The 17,120-nt window shown below is 60.7% G+C and carries 20 protein-coding genes; 1 reads left to right on the top strand and 19 read right to left on the bottom strand.

The window, feature by feature from the left end:
* Positions 1 to 2 precede the first annotated feature (2 nt).
* From GFU70_RS04960 to trmJ, 14 genes are all read right to left on the bottom strand, one after another.
* Positions 3 to 1,034 carry a helix-turn-helix domain-containing protein gene (locus GFU70_RS04960; protein WP_058542530.1) on the bottom strand — a complete coding sequence of 344 codons (1,032 nt, stop codon included), beginning with the start codon at positions 1,032 to 1,034 and terminating at the stop codon, positions 3 to 5.
* The gene (gene pilW, locus GFU70_RS04955; RefSeq protein WP_116643119.1) at positions 1,034 to 1,792 is read right to left on the bottom strand and encodes a type IV pilus biogenesis/stability protein PilW; all 759 of its coding nucleotides are present in this window, start codon (positions 1,790 to 1,792) and stop codon (positions 1,034 to 1,036) included. Before pilW ends, GFU70_RS04960 begins: the two co-directional genes overlap by 1 nt.
* 12 nt (positions 1,793 to 1,804) lie before the next feature.
* Complete coding sequence (rlmN, locus tag GFU70_RS04950) at positions 1,805 to 2,953, bottom strand: 23S rRNA (adenine(2503)-C(2))-methyltransferase RlmN (RefSeq protein WP_153387689.1); 1,149 nt, start codon at positions 2,951 to 2,953, stop codon at positions 1,805 to 1,807.
* 28 nt (positions 2,954 to 2,981) lie between these two features.
* Entirely contained in the window at positions 2,982 to 3,407 is a 426-nt protein-coding gene (gene ndk, locus GFU70_RS04945; protein ID WP_042727994.1) for a nucleoside-diphosphate kinase, read from the bottom strand.
* 88 nt (positions 3,408 to 3,495) lie between these two features.
* On the bottom strand, positions 3,496 to 3,696 hold the full coding sequence (gene iscX, locus GFU70_RS04940) for a Fe-S cluster assembly protein IscX (protein WP_058542528.1): 201 nt from the start codon (positions 3,694 to 3,696) through the stop codon (positions 3,496 to 3,498).
* 13 nt (positions 3,697 to 3,709) lie between these two features.
* The gene (fdx, locus tag GFU70_RS04935; protein ID WP_058542527.1) at positions 3,710 to 4,051 is read right to left on the bottom strand and encodes an ISC system 2Fe-2S type ferredoxin; all 342 of its coding nucleotides are present in this window, start codon (positions 4,049 to 4,051) and stop codon (positions 3,710 to 3,712) included.
* A 3-nt stretch (positions 4,052 to 4,054) separates the two neighbouring features.
* Positions 4,055 to 5,917: a Fe-S protein assembly chaperone HscA gene (gene hscA / locus GFU70_RS04930; RefSeq protein WP_116643120.1), complete on the bottom strand. Its 1,863-nt coding sequence runs from the start codon at positions 5,915 to 5,917 to the stop codon at positions 4,055 to 4,057.
* 50 nt (positions 5,918 to 5,967) lie between these two features.
* A complete protein-coding gene (gene hscB / locus GFU70_RS04925) occupies positions 5,968 to 6,489 on the bottom strand; it encodes a co-chaperone HscB (protein WP_116643121.1) in 522 nt (173 codons plus the stop codon).
* Positions 6,490 to 6,497: 8 nt separating this feature from the next.
* Positions 6,498 to 6,821 carry an iron-sulfur cluster assembly protein IscA gene (gene iscA, locus GFU70_RS04920; RefSeq protein WP_030139597.1) on the bottom strand — a complete coding sequence of 108 codons (324 nt, stop codon included), beginning with the start codon at positions 6,819 to 6,821 and terminating at the stop codon, positions 6,498 to 6,500.
* A gap of 25 nt (positions 6,822 to 6,846) precedes the next feature.
* Positions 6,847 to 7,233 carry a Fe-S cluster assembly scaffold IscU gene (iscU, locus tag GFU70_RS04915; protein ID WP_003185157.1) on the bottom strand — a complete coding sequence of 129 codons (387 nt, stop codon included), beginning with the start codon at positions 7,231 to 7,233 and terminating at the stop codon, positions 6,847 to 6,849.
* A gap of 43 nt (positions 7,234 to 7,276) precedes the next feature.
* Positions 7,277 to 8,491, bottom strand: a complete 1,215-nt coding sequence (locus tag GFU70_RS04910; RefSeq protein ID WP_153387688.1) for an IscS subfamily cysteine desulfurase — start codon at positions 8,489 to 8,491, stop codon at positions 7,277 to 7,279.
* A gap of 50 nt (positions 8,492 to 8,541) precedes the next feature.
* Positions 8,542 to 9,033 carry a Fe-S cluster assembly transcriptional regulator IscR gene (iscR, locus tag GFU70_RS04905; RefSeq protein WP_024777044.1) on the bottom strand — a complete coding sequence of 164 codons (492 nt, stop codon included), beginning with the start codon at positions 9,031 to 9,033 and terminating at the stop codon, positions 8,542 to 8,544.
* A 304-nt stretch (positions 9,034 to 9,337) separates the two neighbouring features.
* Entirely contained in the window at positions 9,338 to 10,114 is a 777-nt protein-coding gene (gene cysE / locus GFU70_RS04900; protein ID WP_064107081.1) for a serine O-acetyltransferase, read from the bottom strand.
* 1 nt (position 10,115) lies between these two features.
* Positions 10,116 to 10,886, bottom strand: coding sequence for a tRNA (cytosine(32)/uridine(32)-2'-O)-methyltransferase TrmJ (trmJ, locus tag GFU70_RS04895; RefSeq protein WP_058546906.1), 771 nt, complete (start codon positions 10,884 to 10,886; stop codon positions 10,116 to 10,118).
* Between the two features lie 144 nt (positions 10,887 to 11,030).
* Here trmJ and suhB point away from each other — a divergent pair, with 144 nt between their 5' ends.
* Positions 11,031 to 11,849: an inositol-phosphate phosphatase gene (suhB, locus tag GFU70_RS04890; protein WP_003185165.1), complete on the top strand. Its 819-nt coding sequence runs from the start codon at positions 11,031 to 11,033 to the stop codon at positions 11,847 to 11,849.
* A 241-nt stretch (positions 11,850 to 12,090) separates the two neighbouring features.
* Here suhB and GFU70_RS04885 read toward each other — a convergent pair whose 3' ends face one another.
* From GFU70_RS04885 to tgt, 5 genes are all read right to left on the bottom strand, one after another.
* The gene (locus GFU70_RS04885) at positions 12,091 to 12,639 is read right to left on the bottom strand and encodes a glycine zipper 2TM domain-containing protein (RefSeq protein ID WP_003197986.1); all 549 of its coding nucleotides are present in this window, start codon (positions 12,637 to 12,639) and stop codon (positions 12,091 to 12,093) included.
* A gap of 117 nt (positions 12,640 to 12,756) precedes the next feature.
* Entirely contained in the window at positions 12,757 to 13,671 is a 915-nt protein-coding gene (gene secF, locus GFU70_RS04880; protein WP_153387687.1) for a protein translocase subunit SecF, read from the bottom strand.
* A gap of 9 nt (positions 13,672 to 13,680) precedes the next feature.
* Positions 13,681 to 15,549: a protein translocase subunit SecD gene (gene secD, locus GFU70_RS04875; RefSeq protein WP_116643122.1), complete on the bottom strand. Its 1,869-nt coding sequence runs from the start codon at positions 15,547 to 15,549 to the stop codon at positions 13,681 to 13,683.
* Positions 15,550 to 15,612: 63 nt separating this feature from the next.
* A complete protein-coding gene (gene yajC / locus GFU70_RS04870) occupies positions 15,613 to 15,948 on the bottom strand; it encodes a preprotein translocase subunit YajC (RefSeq protein ID WP_058546903.1) in 336 nt (111 codons plus the stop codon).
* Between the two features lie 43 nt (positions 15,949 to 15,991).
* Complete coding sequence (gene tgt, locus GFU70_RS04865; RefSeq protein ID WP_161796642.1) at positions 15,992 to 17,107, bottom strand: tRNA guanosine(34) transglycosylase Tgt; 1,116 nt, start codon at positions 17,105 to 17,107, stop codon at positions 15,992 to 15,994.
* Positions 17,108 to 17,120: the final 13 nt, after the last annotated feature.

The following is a 17,120-nucleotide window of genomic DNA, read 5'->3' as shown; positions in this document are numbered from 1 at the left end:
ACTTATTGACCCAACTTCAGGCGAGCGGTCTCGCCACTGGTGAACGGAGCGATGTCGACCGGCTGGCCGTTGTAGCTGACCTGCGCGCCACGGGCATAACCCAGGCGTACGGCAAAGGGTGGCTTGCCGTTGACGGAGGTGCTGTCGCCCTTGCGCTTGAGGCCACTGAACAGCACCTTGCCGTTACCATCGGTGATCTGCGTCCAGCAGTCGGCGACAAATTGAATCTGTACCTGGCCTTCACCCGAGACCGGGGCGGCTGGAGCGGCCGGAGCCACTGGCGCCGCCGGGACGGCTGGAGCGGCGTGGGCCGCAGGCGCAGCCACGGTTGGCGCTGGTACGCTCGGTGCGGCTGGCGCCGTGGCAACCGGAGCACTGCCGGTGATCGGTGCAGCCGGCGTTGTTGGTGCGTCTGGCGCTGGCACAGGTGGCTCGGCACCCGCCTGGGCATCGGCGGCGTCCTGGCTTTGTGGCAACGCCAGGGTGGTTTCGCCAGCGGCCTGCCCTTCGACGACAGCCTGGTCTTCCGGCTCGTCCAGCGGATGGATCTGCGTAGTGCCGTCGGCACCCTCGACCTCAACATGCTCAGGGTTCATGACGACTGGCTCCTTGTTGCGCAAGGACGCCTGCTCCTGCCACCAGACAAAACCGCCACCAATCACCGCGATCAGCAGCAACAGGCTGACGATTCGCAAAATGGTGTGGGAAACACGAACCGGCTCCTCGATGTGTCCCAGGCTGTGCACGCTGCTGCCCTGGGCATCGGAACCGGTGTACTGATCGAATTGCTGGACCAGCAAGGTCTGGTCCATGCCGAGCAACTTGGCATAGGCGCGGATATAGCCCCGGGCAAAGGTATGCCCAGGCAGCTTGTCGAACGCGCCCGCTTCCAGATTGCCCAAGGAAGCCACGGTGAGATTGAGCTTGAGGGCCACTTCGGCCAGCGACCAGCCATTGTTTTCGCGGGCTTGACGCAGGGTCTCACCGGGATTTACGCGAGTCGCTGCTACAACTTCGGGATGCGCCGCTTTCATCATTGCTCCGACAGGTATTGCTGATATTCCGGCGTACCGGGATAGAGTCTTTTGAGTTGCAAGGCGTAACTTGCAGCCTTGTCGCGATCTTCAAACACATGTGCCAGCCGAACGCCGAGCAATAGACTACGTGCATTTTGCTCGCTCAGCAGGCTAAAACGTTCGTAGTAGTCGCGCGCGGGCACATAATGCCTGTCTTCGTAAGACAACTCAGCCATTTCCAACAGCGCCCGCGGCTGCTGGCGGTTGAGCCGCAACGCCTTTTCCAGATGCTGGCGGGCCAGGTCACGCCAGCCCAACTGCGAGGCTGTCATGCCGAGGTTTTCGAAAACCCGCGAACGCTCAGGGTAAAGGGTGTCGGCGGCAGCCTGCTCGAAGCGCTCGTAGGCGTCCTTGTAGCGTTTCTGCTCGAAAAGAAAGCTGCCGTAGTTGTTCAGGATCCGTGCGTCTTGCGGGCGAGCCGAGAGCGCCTTGCGAAAATGCTCATCGGCCAGCCCCGGCTCCATCTCGGCCTGGAACACCAGGGCCAGGGCCGCATTGGCATCGGCGTCGGAGTCGTCCAGTTCCAGGGCTTTCTTGAGCGGCACCTTGGCCCGCTCGGTCATGCCCTGCTGCAGGTAGCCGATGCCCAGCTGCACGTAGGCCACACGGGCCTCGTCGCGCCCTTTGCTGGTCCTCATGGGGTTGTAGTCACCCGACAGGACACAACCGGAACAAAGGCCGGCCAACAGCAAAACGAGCGCGAAGCGCAGGGACATAGAGTTCCTCTCTTAGTGACTGTTCGCAGCGTTTTGCACTGCATCGTCCGCGGCGGTCAACTCACGCACGGCAATGTAGCGCTCGCTGCGACGGGTGCGATCCAGCACCTGTCCTACCAATTGGCCACAGGCGGCGTCGATGTCTTCGCCGCGGGTGGTACGCACGGTGACGTTGAAGCCGGCGTGGTGCAGCTGATCCTGGAAGCGACGAATCGCGTTGTTGCTCGGACGCTCGTAACCGGAATGCGGGAACGGGTTGAACGGGATCAGGTTGATCTTGCACGGGATGTTCTTGAGCAGCTCGATCATCTCGACCGCGTGCTCGACCTTGTCGTTCACATCCTTGAGCAGTGTGTACTCGATGGTCAGCACGCGCTTTTCGCCCAGGGACGACATGTAGCGCTGGCACGACTCGAGCAGCATCTTAAGCGGATACTTCTTGTTGATCGGCACCAATTGGTTACGCAATGCGTCATTGGGTGCGTGCAGCGACAACGCCAGGGAGACGTCGATGTGCTTGGCCAGCTCATCGATCATCGGCACCACGCCGGAGGTGGACAGGGTCACGCGGCGCTTGGAGATGCCGTAGCCCAGGTCGTCCATCATCAGGTGCATGGCGGAAACGACGTTGTCGAAGTTCAGCAGCGGCTCACCCATGCCCATCATCACCACGTTGGTGATGGCACGGTCGACGGTCGCCGGGACGCTGCCAAAGGATTTGTTGGCAATCCACACCTGGCCGATCACTTCGGCGGCGGTGAGGTTGCTATTGAAGCCTTGCTTGCCGGTGGAGCAGAAACTGCAATCCAGGGCACAGCCTGCCTGGGACGAAACGCACAAGGTGCCGCGTTTGCCCTGGGGAATGTACACGGTCTCGACGCAGCTGCCGGACGCCACGCGCACCACCCACTTGCGGGTGCCGTCGCTGGAAATGTCCTGGCTGACCACTTCGGGGCCACGAATCTCGGCAACAGCCTTGAGCTTTTCGCGCAGGGCCTTGCCGACATTCGTCATGGCGTCGAAGTCGTCGACGCCAAAGTGGTGAATCCATTTCATCACCTGGCCGGCACGGAAACGCTTCTCCCCGATCGAGTCGAAGAATTTCTCCATTTCCGGCTGGGTCAGGCCCAACAGGTTGGTTTTGCCGTTCGATGTAGTCATGGATTCACCTTCACTCAAAAGCCTGGGCTTAGCGAGTGGTTACTTCAGTAGCGGAGAAAAAGTAAGCGATTTCGCGAGCAGCAGCGGCTTCGGAGTCCGAACCGTGAACGGCGTTGGCGTCGATGGACTCAGCGAAGTCAGCACGGATGGTGCCGGCAGCGGCTTCTTTAGGGTTGGTAGCGCCCATCAGCTCACGGTTGCGAGCGATAGCGTTTTCACCTTCCAGCACCTGAACGACAACCGGACCGGAAGTCATGAAAGCAACCAGCTCACCGAAGAAACCGCGCTCGCTGTGCTCAGCGTAGAAGCCTTCGGCTTCGGCTTTGGACAGTTGCTTCATTTTCGAAGCTACAACGCGCAGGCCAGCGTCTTCGAAACGGGTAACGATCTTGCCGATCACGTTTTTAGCAACGGCGTCAGGCTTGATGATGGAGAAAGTACGTTGAACAGCCATGGTGTAACTCCAGAAACGGTAATTTGCGAAAAATTAAACCCGCGAATTATACGCGGGTTCAGGGGTATTGCCTAACCTGCCGGGTCGATCAGTCGATTTCTTCGATCCAGAGCGTCTGGACCGCTTCCAAGACCTTCTCGCCACAACGGCCAGAGGTACTGTCGAAACCGGGAAGCTCCATGATCCAGTGCTGCAGATCGACGAAATTGACCTTCAGCGGATCCACGTCCGGCTTGGCTTCGGCCAGTTCTTCTGCGATGCGTTGTACATCATTCCAACCATAGCTCATGACAGTGTCACCATCAGTGCGGCGCTTCGGCCGCATGGTTAAGCGAATATCTCGGGATCTCGACGGTCAGGTCTTCGGTGCCGACGATGGCCTGGCAACCCAGGCGCGACTGCGGCTCAAGCCCCCAGGCACGGTCAAGAAAATCCTCTTCCAGCTCGTCAGCCTCTTCCAGCGAATCGAAGCCTTCACGAATGATGCAATGGCACGTCGTGCAAGCACAAACGCCGCCACAGGCACTTTCCATCTCGATATGGTGCTCATGGGCCAGCTCGAGAATCGAGATTCCGGGCTCAGCCTCCACGACCATGCCCTCCGGACAGAACTTCTCGTGGGGCAGAAAAATCACCTGCGGCATCAGTTATTCCTCGATTTCATTCAGGTTGCGCCCCGCCAGGGCGGCTTTCACCGTCGAGTCCAGGCGGCGGGCAGCAAAGGCATCGGTGACGTGCGACAGACGCTTGGTCTGTTGCTCGATGGCATAACCATCGGTGCCCTTGATCAATTCGGACAGTTCCTGCATTTGCAGTTCGATGACCATGCGCTCTTCAGCGTCCAACAAGCGCTCGCCATCAGCCTCCAGGGCACCTTGCACGGCTTCGATCAGGCGCTGGGCGTCGACCTGTTGCTCGCGCAATACGCGGGCGACCTTGTCGTCGCTGGCGTGCTGGAAGGAATCCTTGAGCATCTTGGCGATTTCGCCGTCGGTCAGGCCATAGGACGGCTTGACCTGGATGCTGGCCTCGACGCCCGAACCCAGTTCGCGGGCGGAAACGTTGAGCAAGCCGTCGGCATCGACCTGGAAGGTCACCCGGATCTTCGCCGCACCGGCGACCATGGCCGGGATGCCGCGCAATTCGAAGCGGGCCAGGGAGCGGCAGTCGCTGATCAGCTCACGCTCGCCTTGCAGCACGTGGATCATCATGGCCGACTGGCCGTCTTTATAGGTGGTGAAGTCCTGGGCACGAGCGACCGGGATGGTGGTGTTACGCGGAATCACCTTCTCCATCAGGCCGCCCATGGTTTCCAGCCCCAGGGACAACGGGATCACGTCGAGCAACAGCAGTTCGCCGCCATCGCGCTTGTTGCCGGCCAGGGTATCGGCCTGGATCGCGGCGCCGATGGCAACCACCTGGTCCGGGTCGATTTCAGTCAGCGGCTGGCGGCCAAAGGCCTCGGCAACGGCTTCGCGAACCCGAGGTACGCGAGTCGAACCACCGACCATGACCACGGCCTTGACGTCTTCGAGCTCCACACCGGAATCACGCACGGCACGGCGGCAGGCCTTGAGGCTGCGGGCGACCATGGGCTCGATCAGGGCATCGAAGGCTTCGCGGGTCAGCGCGGCTTTCCAGTCGCCATAAGCGACTTCAACCGTGGCGGCGTTGGTCAAGGCTTCCTTGGCGGCGCAGGCGGTTTGCAGCAACTGACGCTGCGCACCCGGGTCGAGATCAGCGGACAAGCCGGCTTGCTCGATGATCCAGCCCGCGATGGCGTGGTCGAAATCATCGCCGCCCAGGGCGCTGTCGCCGCCGGTGGCCAGGACTTCGAAAACACCGCCAGTCAGGCGCAGGATGGAGATATCGAAAGTGCCGCCGCCCAGGTCGTAGATGGCGACCAGGCCTTCGGCATGCTGGTCCAGGCCATACGCCACCGCAGCGGCGGTCGGTTCGTTGAGCAGGCGCAGCACGTTCAGGCCGGCGAGCTTGGCCGCATCCTTGGTGGCTTGGCGCTGGGCGTCATCGAAATAAGCCGGGACGGTGATGACCGCGCCCACCAATTCACCACCTAACGCCGCTTCGGCGCGCTGGCGCAACACCTTGAGGATGTCGGCGGAAACCTCTACCGGGCTTTTCGGGCCTTGTACGGTTTCGATGAACGGCATGTGGGATTGGCCACCGACGAAGCGGTACGGCAGTTGGTCGCCCAATTGCTTGACGTCGGACAGACCACGACCCATCAAGCGCTTGACCGACACGATGGTGTTCAACGGGTCGGTGGCGGCGGCCAGCTTGGCCGACTCGCCCACTTCAACGCGATCGGCGTGATAGCGTACGGCGGACGGCAGGATCACCCGCCCCTGCTCGTCGGCCAGCGGTTCGGAAAGACCGCTGCGCAAGGCAGCGACCAGGGAATTGGTGGTACCCAAGTCGATCCCGACAGCCAGGCGACGCTGGTGCGGTTGTGGACTTTGGCCGGGTTCGGCGATCTGCAGTAGGGCCATCGTAATCAGGACTTATCTGTAATCAGGCGTGCGACCGGAGCGGCACTGGGTTAATCGTCGAGGCGCTCTTCGAGCTGGCGCACTTCGTAGGTGAGCTTGTCGAGGAACTGCATGCGCCGCATCAGGCGTTCGGCCTGTTCGCGTTGCGCGGCATCGTTCCAGCAGGCTGCGAAGCTTTCGTTCAGTTCTAGCTGGGCGTCTTTCAAGCGACGCTTGAATACCGCGACACCGGCCAGGTCGGCGCTGTCCTGCAGGTCTTCGAGCTCTTCGCGCCATTGCATCTGCTGCAAAAGAAACTCGGGATCGTGGACCGTGACCTCCAGCGGCAACTCATGGCCGCTGATGGCGAGCAGATAACGCGCGCGCTTGGCAGGACTCTTGAGCGTCTGGTACGCCTCGTTGAGGTTCGCCGACTGCTCGAGCGCACGCCGCTGCTCCGCCTCGGAAGCATCGGCAAAGCGGTCGGGATGGACGCCACGGGCCAATTCAAGGTAACGCGCGGACAACTGATCGAGATCCAGTTGGAACGCGGGCTGCATCTGGAACAACGCAAAATGACAAGGAGTACCCACAAGCCGCCTCAGATGTTGAAGCTTTCGCCGCAGCCACATTCACCGCGCACGTTGGGGTTGTTGAACTTGAAGCCTTCGTTCAACCCTTCCTTGACGAAATCCAGTTCGGTGCCGTCCAGGTACGTCAGGCTTTTCGGGTCGATGATCACTTTCTGACCATGACTCTCGAACACCTGGTCGTCTTCACCGACTTCGTCGACGAATTCCAGTACATAGGCGAGGCCGGAACAGCCCGTGGTGCGAACACCCAGGCGGATACCCTCGCCCTTGCCGCGCCCTGCAAGGGAGCGCTGCACATGCTTAGCTGCCGCTTCTGTCATCTGGATAGCCATGGAAAACTCCTTACCGTAACGCGGATCAGATCAAGCCTTTCTTCTGCTTGTAATCGCGAACGGCGGCCTTGATGGCGTCTTCGGCGAGTACCGAGCAGTGGATCTTCACTGGCGGCAGGGCCAGTTCTTCGGCCAGCTGGGTGTTCTTGATGGTTTCGGCTTCGTCGAGAGTCTTGCCCTTCATCCACTCGGTGGCCAGGGAGCTGGACGCGATAGCGGAACCGCAGCCGTAGGTCTTGAACTTGGCATCTTCGATGATGCCTTGCTCGTTGACCTTGATCTGCAGGCGCATCACGTCGCCGCATGCTGGGGCGCCGACCATGCCGGTGCCCACATCAGGATCCTGCGCGTCCATCTTGCCGACGTTGCGCGGGTTCTCGTAGTGGTCGATGACCTTTTCGCTATATGCCATTTGCTTTAATCCTCATCAGTGAGTCGCTCTGGTGGCGACTTCTTCAGTGCGCCGCCCACTCGATTTTCGAAATGTCGACGCCGTCTTTGTACATGTCCCACAGCGGCGACAGAGCGCGCAGCTTGGTAACGGCCTCGCAAACTTTCTGCGCGGCGTAATCGATTTCTTCTTCGGTGGTGAAACGGCCGAAGGTGAAGCGGATCGAGCTGTGGGCCAGTTCGTCGTTGCGGCCCAGGGCGCGCAGGACGTACGAAGGCTCCAGCGATGCCGAGGTGCAGGCCGAACCAGACGACACGGCCAGATCCTTGAGCGCCATGATCAGCGACTCGCCTTCAACATAGTTGAAGCTCAGGTTCAGGTTGTGCGGTACGCGGGCGGTCATGCTGCCGTTGACGTAGAGCTCTTCCAGGTGCTCGACCTGCTTGAAGAAGCGGTCGCTCAGGGCCTTGATACGCACGTTCTCGGCAGCCATGTCTTCCTTGGCTACACGGAAGGCTTCGCCCATGCCGACGATCTGGTGGGTCGCCAGGGTGCCGGAACGCATGCCACGTTCGTGACCGCCGCCGTGCATGGTCGCTTCGAGGCGAACACGCGGCTTGCGGCTGACGTACAGCGCGCCGATGCCTTTAGGGCCGTAGGTCTTGTGGGCCGAGAACGACATCAGGTCGACTTTCAGCTTGGACAGGTCGATGTCGACCTTGCCGGTTGACTGGGCCGCGTCGACGTGGAACAGGATGCCCTTGGAACGGGTCAGCTCGCCGATGGCGGCGATGTCGTTGATGGTGCCGATTTCGTTGTTCACGTGCATGATCGAAACCAGGATGGTGTCGTCGCGCAGGGCGGCTTCGACCATGGCTGGCGTGATGATGCCGTCTTCACCCGGTTCGATGTAGGTGACTTCGAAACCTTCACGCTCCAGTTGGCGCATGGTGTCCAGGACAGCCTTGTGCTCGATCTTGGAGGTGATCAGGTGCTTGCCCTTGGTGTGATAGAAGTGCGCGACACCCTTGATTGCCAGGTTGTCGGACTCGGTGGCACCGGAAGTCCAGACGATTTCACGCGGGTCGGCGTTGACCAGGTCCGCGACCTGGCGGCGGGCGTTTTCGACCGACTCTTCGGCCTTCCAGCCGAACACGTGGGAACGGGACGCCGGGTTACCGAAGTTTCCGTCGACCAGCAGGCATTCACTCATTTTTTGCGCAACACGCGGATCAACCGGGGTGGTCGCAGAGTAATCAAGGTAAATCGGCAATTTCATGGACTCTCTCCTAAATCAGGCTGGCTGGCGTTCCGCGTGCTCTGCGGCGGTCATTCGACGGCGGACGCTTCAATCTTGTCCAGGTGCGGCGCCTTGCCATTGCAACGGCGCTGGTCCTGACGCTGGGCTACTTCTTGCACCTCACGGCGAGTTACAAGGTCAGCCAAGCTGATACCGCTTAGAAATTCGTGGATCTGCAGGCTGAGGTCGCACCACAAGTGGTGGGTCAGGCAAGTATCGCCGCCATGGCAGTCGCCAAGGCCCTGGCATTTGGTCGCATCGACCGATTCATTCACCGCATCGATCACCTGGGCGACCTGGATGCCCTGCATGTCGCGCGACAACTGGTAGCCGCCGCCCGGGCCGCGAACGCTGGAAACCAGGTTGCTACGGCGCAGCTTGGCGAACAGCTGTTCAAGGTAGGACAAGGAAATGCCCTGGCGCTCGGAGATATCGGCCAGAGACACCGGCCCGTGCTGCGCATGCAATGCCAGATCCAGCATTGCGGTCACGGCGTATCGGCCTTTTGTAGTCAGTCGCATGGACAATTACCACGGAGTTCGGAATGGGGGCGAGTATGCAATTCCCGAGTGTTTAAGTCAAGTATAAGACCTAGTACTTTACTCAGGTTTACCCGCGAAAGAGCGCGCGCATGATAGCAAAGGCTGGTCGGCGGCGACCAGTGATACCGCGTTATCGTTTATCGCGAGCAAGCTTTGCTCCCACAGGACCCCCCATTCCCACGGAGGGCTCTTTCAAAAACCAGGACGCCTGTAAAACCAGGGGCCCTGTAACAACCAGAACCCCTGTGGGAGCAAGGCTTGCCCGCGATGCAGGCACCTCGGTTTAGCTGGCCTGAGTCTCATCCTTGTCCTTCACACACGCAAAGTCTTCTTCGCGCAGTTCAGGCAGGTCCTTGGCACAGTAATTACTGCCCAGCTCCTTCAGAGCCCCGCACATCCCCTCCAGGCGTCCGTCGACGGCCTGCAGGTGATCGAGCAACTGGTTGATGGCGCGGGCGACCGGGTCGGGCATGTCTTCGCCGACACCGTAGGCATCGAAGCCGATTTTCTCGGCCATGGCCTTGCGGCGCGCGCTCTGCTCGTCATCGGACTTGACGATGATCCGCCCCGGAATACCCACCACGGTCGCGCCGGGCGGCACGGCCTTGGTCACCACGGCATTGGAGCCGACTTTCGCCCCCGCCCCCACCGTGAACGGCCCGAGCACCTTGGCACCGGCGCCCACCACCACGCCGTCTTCCAGGGTTGGGTGGCGCTTGCCCTTGTTCCAACTGGTGCCGCCGAGAGTCACACCTTGGTACAGCGTCACATCGTCGCCGATCTCGGCGGTTTCGCCGATGACAATGCCCATGCCATGGTCGATGAAGAACCGACGGCCAACCTTGGCGCCCGGATGGATCTCGATCCCGGTCAGCCAGCGCCCGAAGTTCGAAACCAGCCGCGCCAGCCACTTCCAGCCCATGTTCCACAAAGCACCGGACAGGCGATGGATCCAGATCGCGTGCATCCCCGGGTAGCAGGTCAGCACTTCAAAGGCATTGCGCGCCGCTGGGTCACGATGGAAAACACTTTGGATATCTTCACGCAAACGTTCGAACATTTTATTTCTTCCGCTTAATCAGCTCGCCACGGGCCGCCTTCTGGGTTTCCGTGAGGATGCCGCGCAATATATTCATCTCCGCCCGGCTGACCGAGCTTCGTCCGTACAACCGACGCAGGCGCGCCATCAAGTGTCGCGGCTTTTCCGGATCGAGAAACTCGATGTCCACCAGGCTCTGCTCCAGGTGCTCATAGAATCGTTCCAGCTCGTCCATGGTCGCCAGTGTCTCACTGCGCGGCGACGTGACCTCGGTTTTTTCGACTTTGCTGGGTTTGCCTTCGGCTGCCAGCCAAGCCATGCGCACTTCATAACTCAACACCTGCACCGCCGCCCCCAGGTTCAAGGAACTGAATTCGGGGTCGGAAGGGATATGCACGTGAAAGTGACATCGCTGCAGCTCGTCGTTGGTCAGGCCGGAGTCTTCACGACCGAACACCAGGGCAATCTCAAAGCCTTGCGTGGCTTGCTCGACCACTTTGGTGCCGCATTCGCGGGGGTCGAGCAACGGCCAGGGGATACGCCGGTCGCGGGCGCTGGTGCCGAGCACCAGGTTGCACCCCACCAGGGCGTCTTCCAGTGTGGCGACGACCTGGGCATTGGCCAGCACGTCGCCGGCACCGGAAGCCCGGGCGTCGGCTTCGTGATGGGGAAACAAGCGCGGCTCGACCAGCACCAGGCGCGACAGGCCCATGTTCTTCATGGCCCGCGCAGCTCCGCCGATGTTACCCGGATGGCTGGTATTGACCAGGACGACACGAATGTTCTGCAACAAGGGAGGCGCTCTCGAACACGATAAAGGGAGCAAATCTTACATAAGCACCTACCGTTAAGCTATGAAAGCGAACACCAACCTTCTCCTTGGAAAACTTTCTGATAGAATGCGCGGCTTTCTTTAACAACCTTAGGTGACACATCCATGCAGCCCATGCTGAATATCGCGCTGCGCGCCGCCCGCAGCGCCAGTGAACTGATCTTCCGCTCCATCGAGCGCCTGGATACCATCAAGGTCGATGAAAAAGACGCCAAGGACTACGTGTCCGAGGTTGATCGCGCCGCCGAGCAAAAAATCGTCGACGCCCTGCGCAAGGCTTACCCGAACCACTCGATCCTCGGTGAAGAGACCGGCATGCACGCCGGTACTGGCATCGAAGGCGAAGAGTACCTGTGGATCATCGATCCGCTGGACGGCACTACTAACTTCTTGCGCGGCATTCCTCACTTCGCTGTCAGCATCGCCTGCAAATACCGTGGCCGCCTGGAACACGCCGTTGTGCTGGACCCGGTTCGCCAGGAAGAATTCACCGCCAGCCGTGGTCGTGGCGCCCAACTGAACGGTCGTCGCCTGCGCGTCAGCGGCCGCACCAGCCTGGACGGCGCCCTGCTGGGTACCGGCTTCCCGTTCCGTGACGACCAGATGGACAACCTGGATAACTACCTGGGCATGTTCCGCGCCCTGGTCGGCCAGACCGCCGGCATTCGCCGCGCCGGCGCTGCGAGCCTGGACCTGGCTTATGTGGCTGCAGGCCGTTTCGATGCGTTCTGGGAATCGGGCCTGTCCGAATGGGACATGGCTGCTGGCGCCCTGCTGATCCAGGAAGCCGGCGGCTTGGTGAGCGACTTCACCGGCGGCCACGACTTCCTCGAAAAAGGCCACATCGTTGCCGGCAACACCAAATGCTTCAAGGCTGTGCTTACCGCCATCCAGCCACACTTGCCGGCTTCGCTGAAGCGCTAAGCAACCGGCTACAGAAAAGCACCCTTAGGGGTGCTTTTTTTATGCCCGGATTTCGACATACCTCCAACTATTTGCAAGAGCATGCAAGAGCATGCAAGAGCAAAACCTGTGGGAGCAAAGCTTGCTCCCACAGAGGAGACTTGTGTACCCGGGAAATCGAAGCCTACCGCAGATCCCCTGCGGGCATAAAATGCGGGCGAAAAAAAGCACCCCGAAGGGTGCTTCTTTCATAGCGGTTGGGTCACTGAGCCGGTTCGTTCTGCCCCAGGATCAGCTGGCCTTCCTTGTTCACCGGAATCTGGTTGCCCGGGTCGCGATCCATGCGGACTTTGCCTTCTTTGCCGTCGAGCATGTAGCGAACGTCGTAGCCTACAACCTTGTCGCTGATGTCATTGACCGTGTTGCAGCGAGTCTGGGTGGTGGTGTAGGTGTCGCGCTCCTGCATGCCTTCCTGGATCTTGTTACCGGCATAACCACCACCGGCCGCACCCGCCACGGTGGCGATTTTCTTGCCGGTGCCACCACCGATCTGGTTACCCAGCAGGCCACCGGCTACGGCGCCCAGCACGGTACCGGCGATCTGGTGTTGGTCCTGGACCGGCTTCTGCCGAGTCACGGTGACGTCCTTGCACACTTCACGCGGGGTCTTGATTTGGGTCTTGACCGGCTCCACGGCCAGAACTTGCGCATACTCAGGGCCACTTTTTACCAAGCTGTAGGTGGCGACCGCACCACCGGCTGTTACACCGACAGCACCCAATACCGCACCAACCAGCATCGATTTATTCACTTGAACCTCCTGACCATCACAAGCGGACTAATCCGCGCTTCTCCCAGCCTTGGAGCACAAAAAAAGGCGCGAGTTCAACTCGCGCCTTTTCAGCGGTGACGGTTGGAGACCGGAGCCTTACGGGCGGTCGTCCACTTCCGTTTCGGTGGCCGCAGGAGGAATCAGGTCCTCGGTGCTCAGGTTCAGCCAGATCAACACCACGTTGGCGATGTAGATCGACGAGTAAGTACCCGCCAACACACCGATGAAAAGCGCGATGGAGAAACCGAACAGGTTGTCGCCACCAAAGAACAGCAGCGCGGCAATCGCCAGCAAGGTGGAGATCGACGTCGCCATGGTCCGCAGCAGGGTCTGGGTGGTCGAGATGTTGATGTTCTCGATCAAAGACGCCTTGCGCAGCACACGGAAGTTCTCACGCACCCGGTCGAACACCACGATGGTGTCGTTGAGCGAGTAACCGATGATCGCCAGCACCGCCGCCAGCACCGTCAGGTCGAAGGTGACCTGGAAGAACGACAGGATGCCCACGGTCACGATCACGTCGTGGATCAGCGAGACAATCGCGCCCACCGCGAACTTCCACTGAAAGCGGAAGGCCAGGTAGATCAGGAGGCCGCCCAGCGCCATCAGCATGCCGAGGCCGCCCTGGTCGCGCAGCTCTTCACCCACTTGCGGGCCGACGAACTCGACGCGCTTGACCTGGGCCGGGTTGTCGCCGCCGGCCTTCTGCAAGGCTTCGGCCACCTGGTGGCCCAACTGCGGGTCTTCACCCGGCATGCGCACCAGCAGGTCGGTGGTCGCACCAAAGCTCTGCACGATGGCATCGCTGTAGCCCGACGACGCCAGTTGCTCGCGCACCTTGGTGACGTCGGCCGGACGCTCGTAGGTCAGCTCGATGAGCGTACCGCCGGTGAAGTCCAGGCCGTAGTTCAGGCCCTTGGTGGCCCAGCTGAACAACGCCAGGACGGTAAGGAACAATGTGACGCCGAACGCAACGTTGCGAACGCCCATGAAGTTGATTGTACGTAACATGGCAGCCCCTTAAATCCACAACTTCTTGAAGTCACGGCCACCATAAATCAGGTTGACCATTGCACGGGTCACCAGAATGGCTGTGAACATCGAGGTAAAGATCCCGAGGGACATGGTCACTGCGAAGCCCTTGACCGGGCCGGTGCCCATGGCGAAGAGAATCCCGCCGACCAGCAACGTGGTCAGGTTGGCATCGATAATCGCGGTAAATGCCCGGCCGAAGCCTTCATTGATTGCCCGCTGGACCGACATGCCCGCGGCGATCTCTTCACGTATCCGCGAGAAGATCAGCACGTTGGCGTCCACCGCCATGCCCATGGTCAGCACGATACCGGCGATACCCGGCAGGGTCAGCGTGGCCCCCAGCATCGACATCAGCGCCAGCAGCAACACCATGTTCACCCCCAGGGCGACGGTTGCGATGATGCCGAAGAAGCGGTAGATGGCGATGATGAACAGCGACACGAACAACATGCCCCACAGCGAAGCATCGATACCCTTGGTGATGTTGTCGGCACCCAGGCTCGGGCCAATGGTGCGCTCTTCGGCGAAGTACATCGGCGCGGCCAGGCCACCGGCACGCAGCAGCAGGGCCAGCTCCGAGGATTCACCCTGGCCATTCAGGCCGGTGATGCGGAACTGGCTGCCCAGCGGCGACTGGATGGTCGCCAGGCTGATGATCTTCTTCTCTTCCTTGAAGGTCTGCACCGGTACGTCTTTCTCGACGCCGTTGACCACTTGCTTGGTGTAGGTGGTGGTCGGCTTCTGCTCGATGAAGATCACCGCCATGCTGCGACCGACGTTGCTGCGCGTGGCGCGGTTCATCAGTTCGCCGCCATGGCCGTCCAGGCGAATGTTCACCTGGGGGCGGCCCTGCTCGTCGAAGCCCGCCTGGGCGTCGGTTACCTGGTCACCGGTGATGATCAAGCCACGCTCGATCTGCGCCGCCGGACGATTGCCCTCACGGAACTCGAAGCTCTCGGAAGTAGCCCTGGAAGCACCCGGCTCAGCGGCCAGGCGGAACTCCAGGTTGGCGGTCTTGCCGAGGATACGCTTGGCTTCGGCGGTGTCCTGCACGCCTGGCAGCTCAACTACGATGCGGTTGGCGCCCTGGCGCTGCACGATCGGCTCGGCCACACCCAGCTCGTTGACGCGGTTACGTACCGTGGTCAAGTTCTGCTTGATGGAGTATTCGCGGATTTCCGCCAGCTTGGCCGGGGTCATCGCCAGACGCAGCACCGCCTGACCATTGAGGTCGGCCGGCACAATGTCGAAATCATTGAAGTTCTTGCGGACCAGCGCACGGGCCTTTTCGCGGGTATCTTCATCGCTGAAGCCCAGCTGAATGGCACCATCGATTTGCGGCAGGCTGCGATAACGCACACGCTCTTTGCGCAGCAAGCTCTTGACGTCGCCTTCATAGACTTTCAGGCGCGCGTCGAGGGCTTTGTCCATGTCCACTTCCAGCAGGAAGTGCACACCACCGGACAAGTCCAGGCCCAGCTTCATTGGGTGGGCGCCGAGATTGCGCAGCCATTGCGGCGTGGTTTGGGCCAGGTTCAGGGCTACGACGTAATCGTCGCCCAACGCCTTGCGCACCACATCCTTGGCTGGCAACTGGTCTTCAGCCTTGACCAGGCGCAACAGGCCGCCCTTGCCGTTTTCGGCGATGGACGCAGCCTTGACCTCGATGTTGGACGCCTTGAGCGCAGCGCTCGCACGGTCCAGATCGGCCTGGGTGACCTGCAGCGCAGTGCTTGCGCCACTGACCTGAATGGCCGGGTCATCCGGGTAAAGATTGGGAGCGGAATAAATCAGACCGACCGCCAGCACCGCCAGGATCAGTACATATTTCCACAGAGGGTATTTGTTCAGCATCACGCCGCCCGCTTATGACGCGGGGCGCCTTGCGCGCCCCGTCGATTGAATAGAAGTTGTTACTTAGATCGCTTTCAGCGTGCCTTTTGGCAGCGTGGCCGCGATAGCGCCCTTCTGGAACTTCATTTCAACAGTGTCGGACACTTCCAGTACCACGAAGTCGTCAGCCACTTTGGTGATCTTGCCAGCGATGCCGCCGGTGGTGACCACTTCGTCGCCCTTCGCCAGGCTGCTGAGCAGGTTCTTCTGCTCTTTGGCGCGCTTGGCCTGTGGACGCCAGATCATCAGGTAGAAGATGACCAGGAAGCCGACCAGGAAAATCCACTCGAAACCACCGCCCATAGGGCCGGCAGCCGGTGCAGCCGCGTCAGCCATGGCATTAGAGATAAAAAAGCTCATTTAGCACTCCAGTTGCAAGTATTGAATCTAGGGATCGGAAAACTCAGTCCAAAGGCGGTACAGGCAACCCGCGCTTGGCATAGAAGGCCTCGACAAAGGCGGCCAATGTACCCTGTTGGATAGCCTCGCGCAAACCAGCCATAAGCACCTGATAATGGCGCAAATTGTGGATGGTATTGAGCATACTGCCGAGCATTTCGCCGCACTTGTCCAAATGATGCAGATAAGCGCGGGAGAAGTTCTGGCAGGTGTAGCAATCGCACGTCGGATCCAGCGGCGAATTATCATGGCGATGAAACGCGTTACGGATCTTCAGCACACCGGTGTCGATGAACAGATGCCCATTGCGGGCATTACGGGTTGGCATCACGCAATCGAACATGTCCACCCCGCGGCGCACACCCTCAACCAGATCTTCCGGTTTGCCAACGCCCATAAGGTAACGAGGTTTGTCAGCCGGCATCTCGCCCGGCAGGTAATCGAGCACCTTGATCATCTCGTGCTTGGGCTCGCCCACCGACAGGCCGCCAATGGCCAGGCCGTCGAAGCCGATCTTGTCCAGGCCTTCGAGCGAGCGCATGCGCAAGTCACGGTGCATGCCGCCCTGAACGATGCCGAACAGCGCCGCGGTGTTGTCGCCATGGGCGTTCTTCGACCGCTGGGCCCAGCGCAACGACAGCTCCATGGACACCCGCGCCACGTCCTCATCGGCCGGGTACGGCGTGCATTCGTCGAAGATCATCACAATGTCGGAGCCCAGGTCGCGTTGCACCTGCATCGACTCTTCCGGCCCCATGAACACCTTGGAGCCATCGACCGGAGAAGCGAAGGTCACGCCCTCCTCCTTGATCTTGCGCATCGCGCCCAGGCTGAACACCTGGAAGCCGCCGGAGTCGGTCAGGATCGGGCCTTTCCACTGCATGAAATCGTGCAAGTCGCCGTGAGCCTTGATCACTTCCATGCCCGGGCGCAGCCACAGGTGGAAGGTATTGCCCAGGATGATTTCCGCGCCAATCGCCTCGATGTCCCGCGGCAGCATGCCCTTGACCGTGCCATAGGTGCCCACCGGCATGAACGCCGGGGTTTCCACGGTACCGCGGGGGAAGGTCAGACGACCGCGACGAGCCTTGCCATCGGTGGCGAGCAACTCGAAGGACATGCGACAGGTGCGA

Source organism: Pseudomonas brassicacearum (assembly GCF_009601685.2).
Taxonomy (GTDB): domain Bacteria; phylum Pseudomonadota; class Gammaproteobacteria; order Pseudomonadales; family Pseudomonadaceae; genus Aquipseudomonas; species Aquipseudomonas kilonensis_B.
Note: the sequence above shows the minus strand (reverse complement) of the source record. Positions and strands in the feature narration are given on the sequence as shown.

Excerpts from the sequence above, each read along its gene's own strand:
- GFU70_RS04960 (WP_058542530.1), bottom strand. The coding sequence starts at position 1,034 with ATGAAAGCGGCGCATCCCGAAGTTGTAGCAGCGACTCGCGTAAATCCC.
- yajC (WP_058546903.1), bottom strand. The coding sequence starts at position 15,948 with ATGAGCTTTTTTATCTCTAATGCCATGGCTGACGCGGCTGCACCGGCT.
- secF (WP_153387687.1), bottom strand. The coding sequence starts at position 13,671 with ATGTTACGTACAATCAACTTCATGGGCGTTCGCAACGTTGCGTTCGGC.
- GFU70_RS04910 (WP_153387688.1), bottom strand. The coding sequence starts at position 8,491 with ATGAAATTGCCGATTTACCTTGATTACTCTGCGACCACCCCGGTTGAT.
- iscX (WP_058542528.1), bottom strand. The coding sequence starts at position 3,696 with ATGAGCTATGGTTGGAATGATGTACAACGCATCGCAGAAGAACTGGCC.
- cysE (WP_064107081.1), bottom strand. The coding sequence starts at position 10,114 with ATGTTCGAACGTTTGCGTGAAGATATCCAAAGTGTTTTCCATCGTGAC.
- secD (WP_116643122.1), bottom strand. The coding sequence starts at position 15,549 with ATGCTGAACAAATACCCTCTGTGGAAATATGTACTGATCCTGGCGGTG.
- pilW (WP_116643119.1), bottom strand. The coding sequence starts at position 1,792 with ATGTCCCTGCGCTTCGCGCTCGTTTTGCTGTTGGCCGGCCTTTGTTCC.
- tgt (WP_161796642.1), bottom strand. The coding sequence starts at position 17,107 with ATGTCCTTCGAGTTGCTCGCCACCGATGGCAAGGCTCGTCGCGGTCGT.
- suhB (WP_003185165.1), top strand. The coding sequence starts at position 11,031 with ATGCAGCCCATGCTGAATATCGCGCTGCGCGCCGCCCGCAGCGCCAGT.
- iscU (WP_003185157.1), bottom strand. The coding sequence starts at position 7,233 with ATGGCATATAGCGAAAAGGTCATCGACCACTACGAGAACCCGCGCAAC.
- iscR (WP_024777044.1), bottom strand. The coding sequence starts at position 9,033 with ATGCGACTGACTACAAAAGGCCGATACGCCGTGACCGCAATGCTGGAT.
- ndk (WP_042727994.1), bottom strand. The coding sequence starts at position 3,407 with ATGGCTGTTCAACGTACTTTCTCCATCATCAAGCCTGACGCCGTTGCT.
- rlmN (WP_153387689.1), bottom strand. The coding sequence starts at position 2,953 with ATGACTACATCGAACGGCAAAACCAACCTGTTGGGCCTGACCCAGCCG.
- hscA (WP_116643120.1), bottom strand. The coding sequence starts at position 5,917 with ATGGCCCTACTGCAGATCGCCGAACCCGGCCAAAGTCCACAACCGCAC.
- fdx (WP_058542527.1), bottom strand. The coding sequence starts at position 4,051 with ATGCCGCAGGTGATTTTTCTGCCCCACGAGAAGTTCTGTCCGGAGGGC.
- iscA (WP_030139597.1), bottom strand. The coding sequence starts at position 6,821 with ATGGCTATCCAGATGACAGAAGCGGCAGCTAAGCATGTGCAGCGCTCC.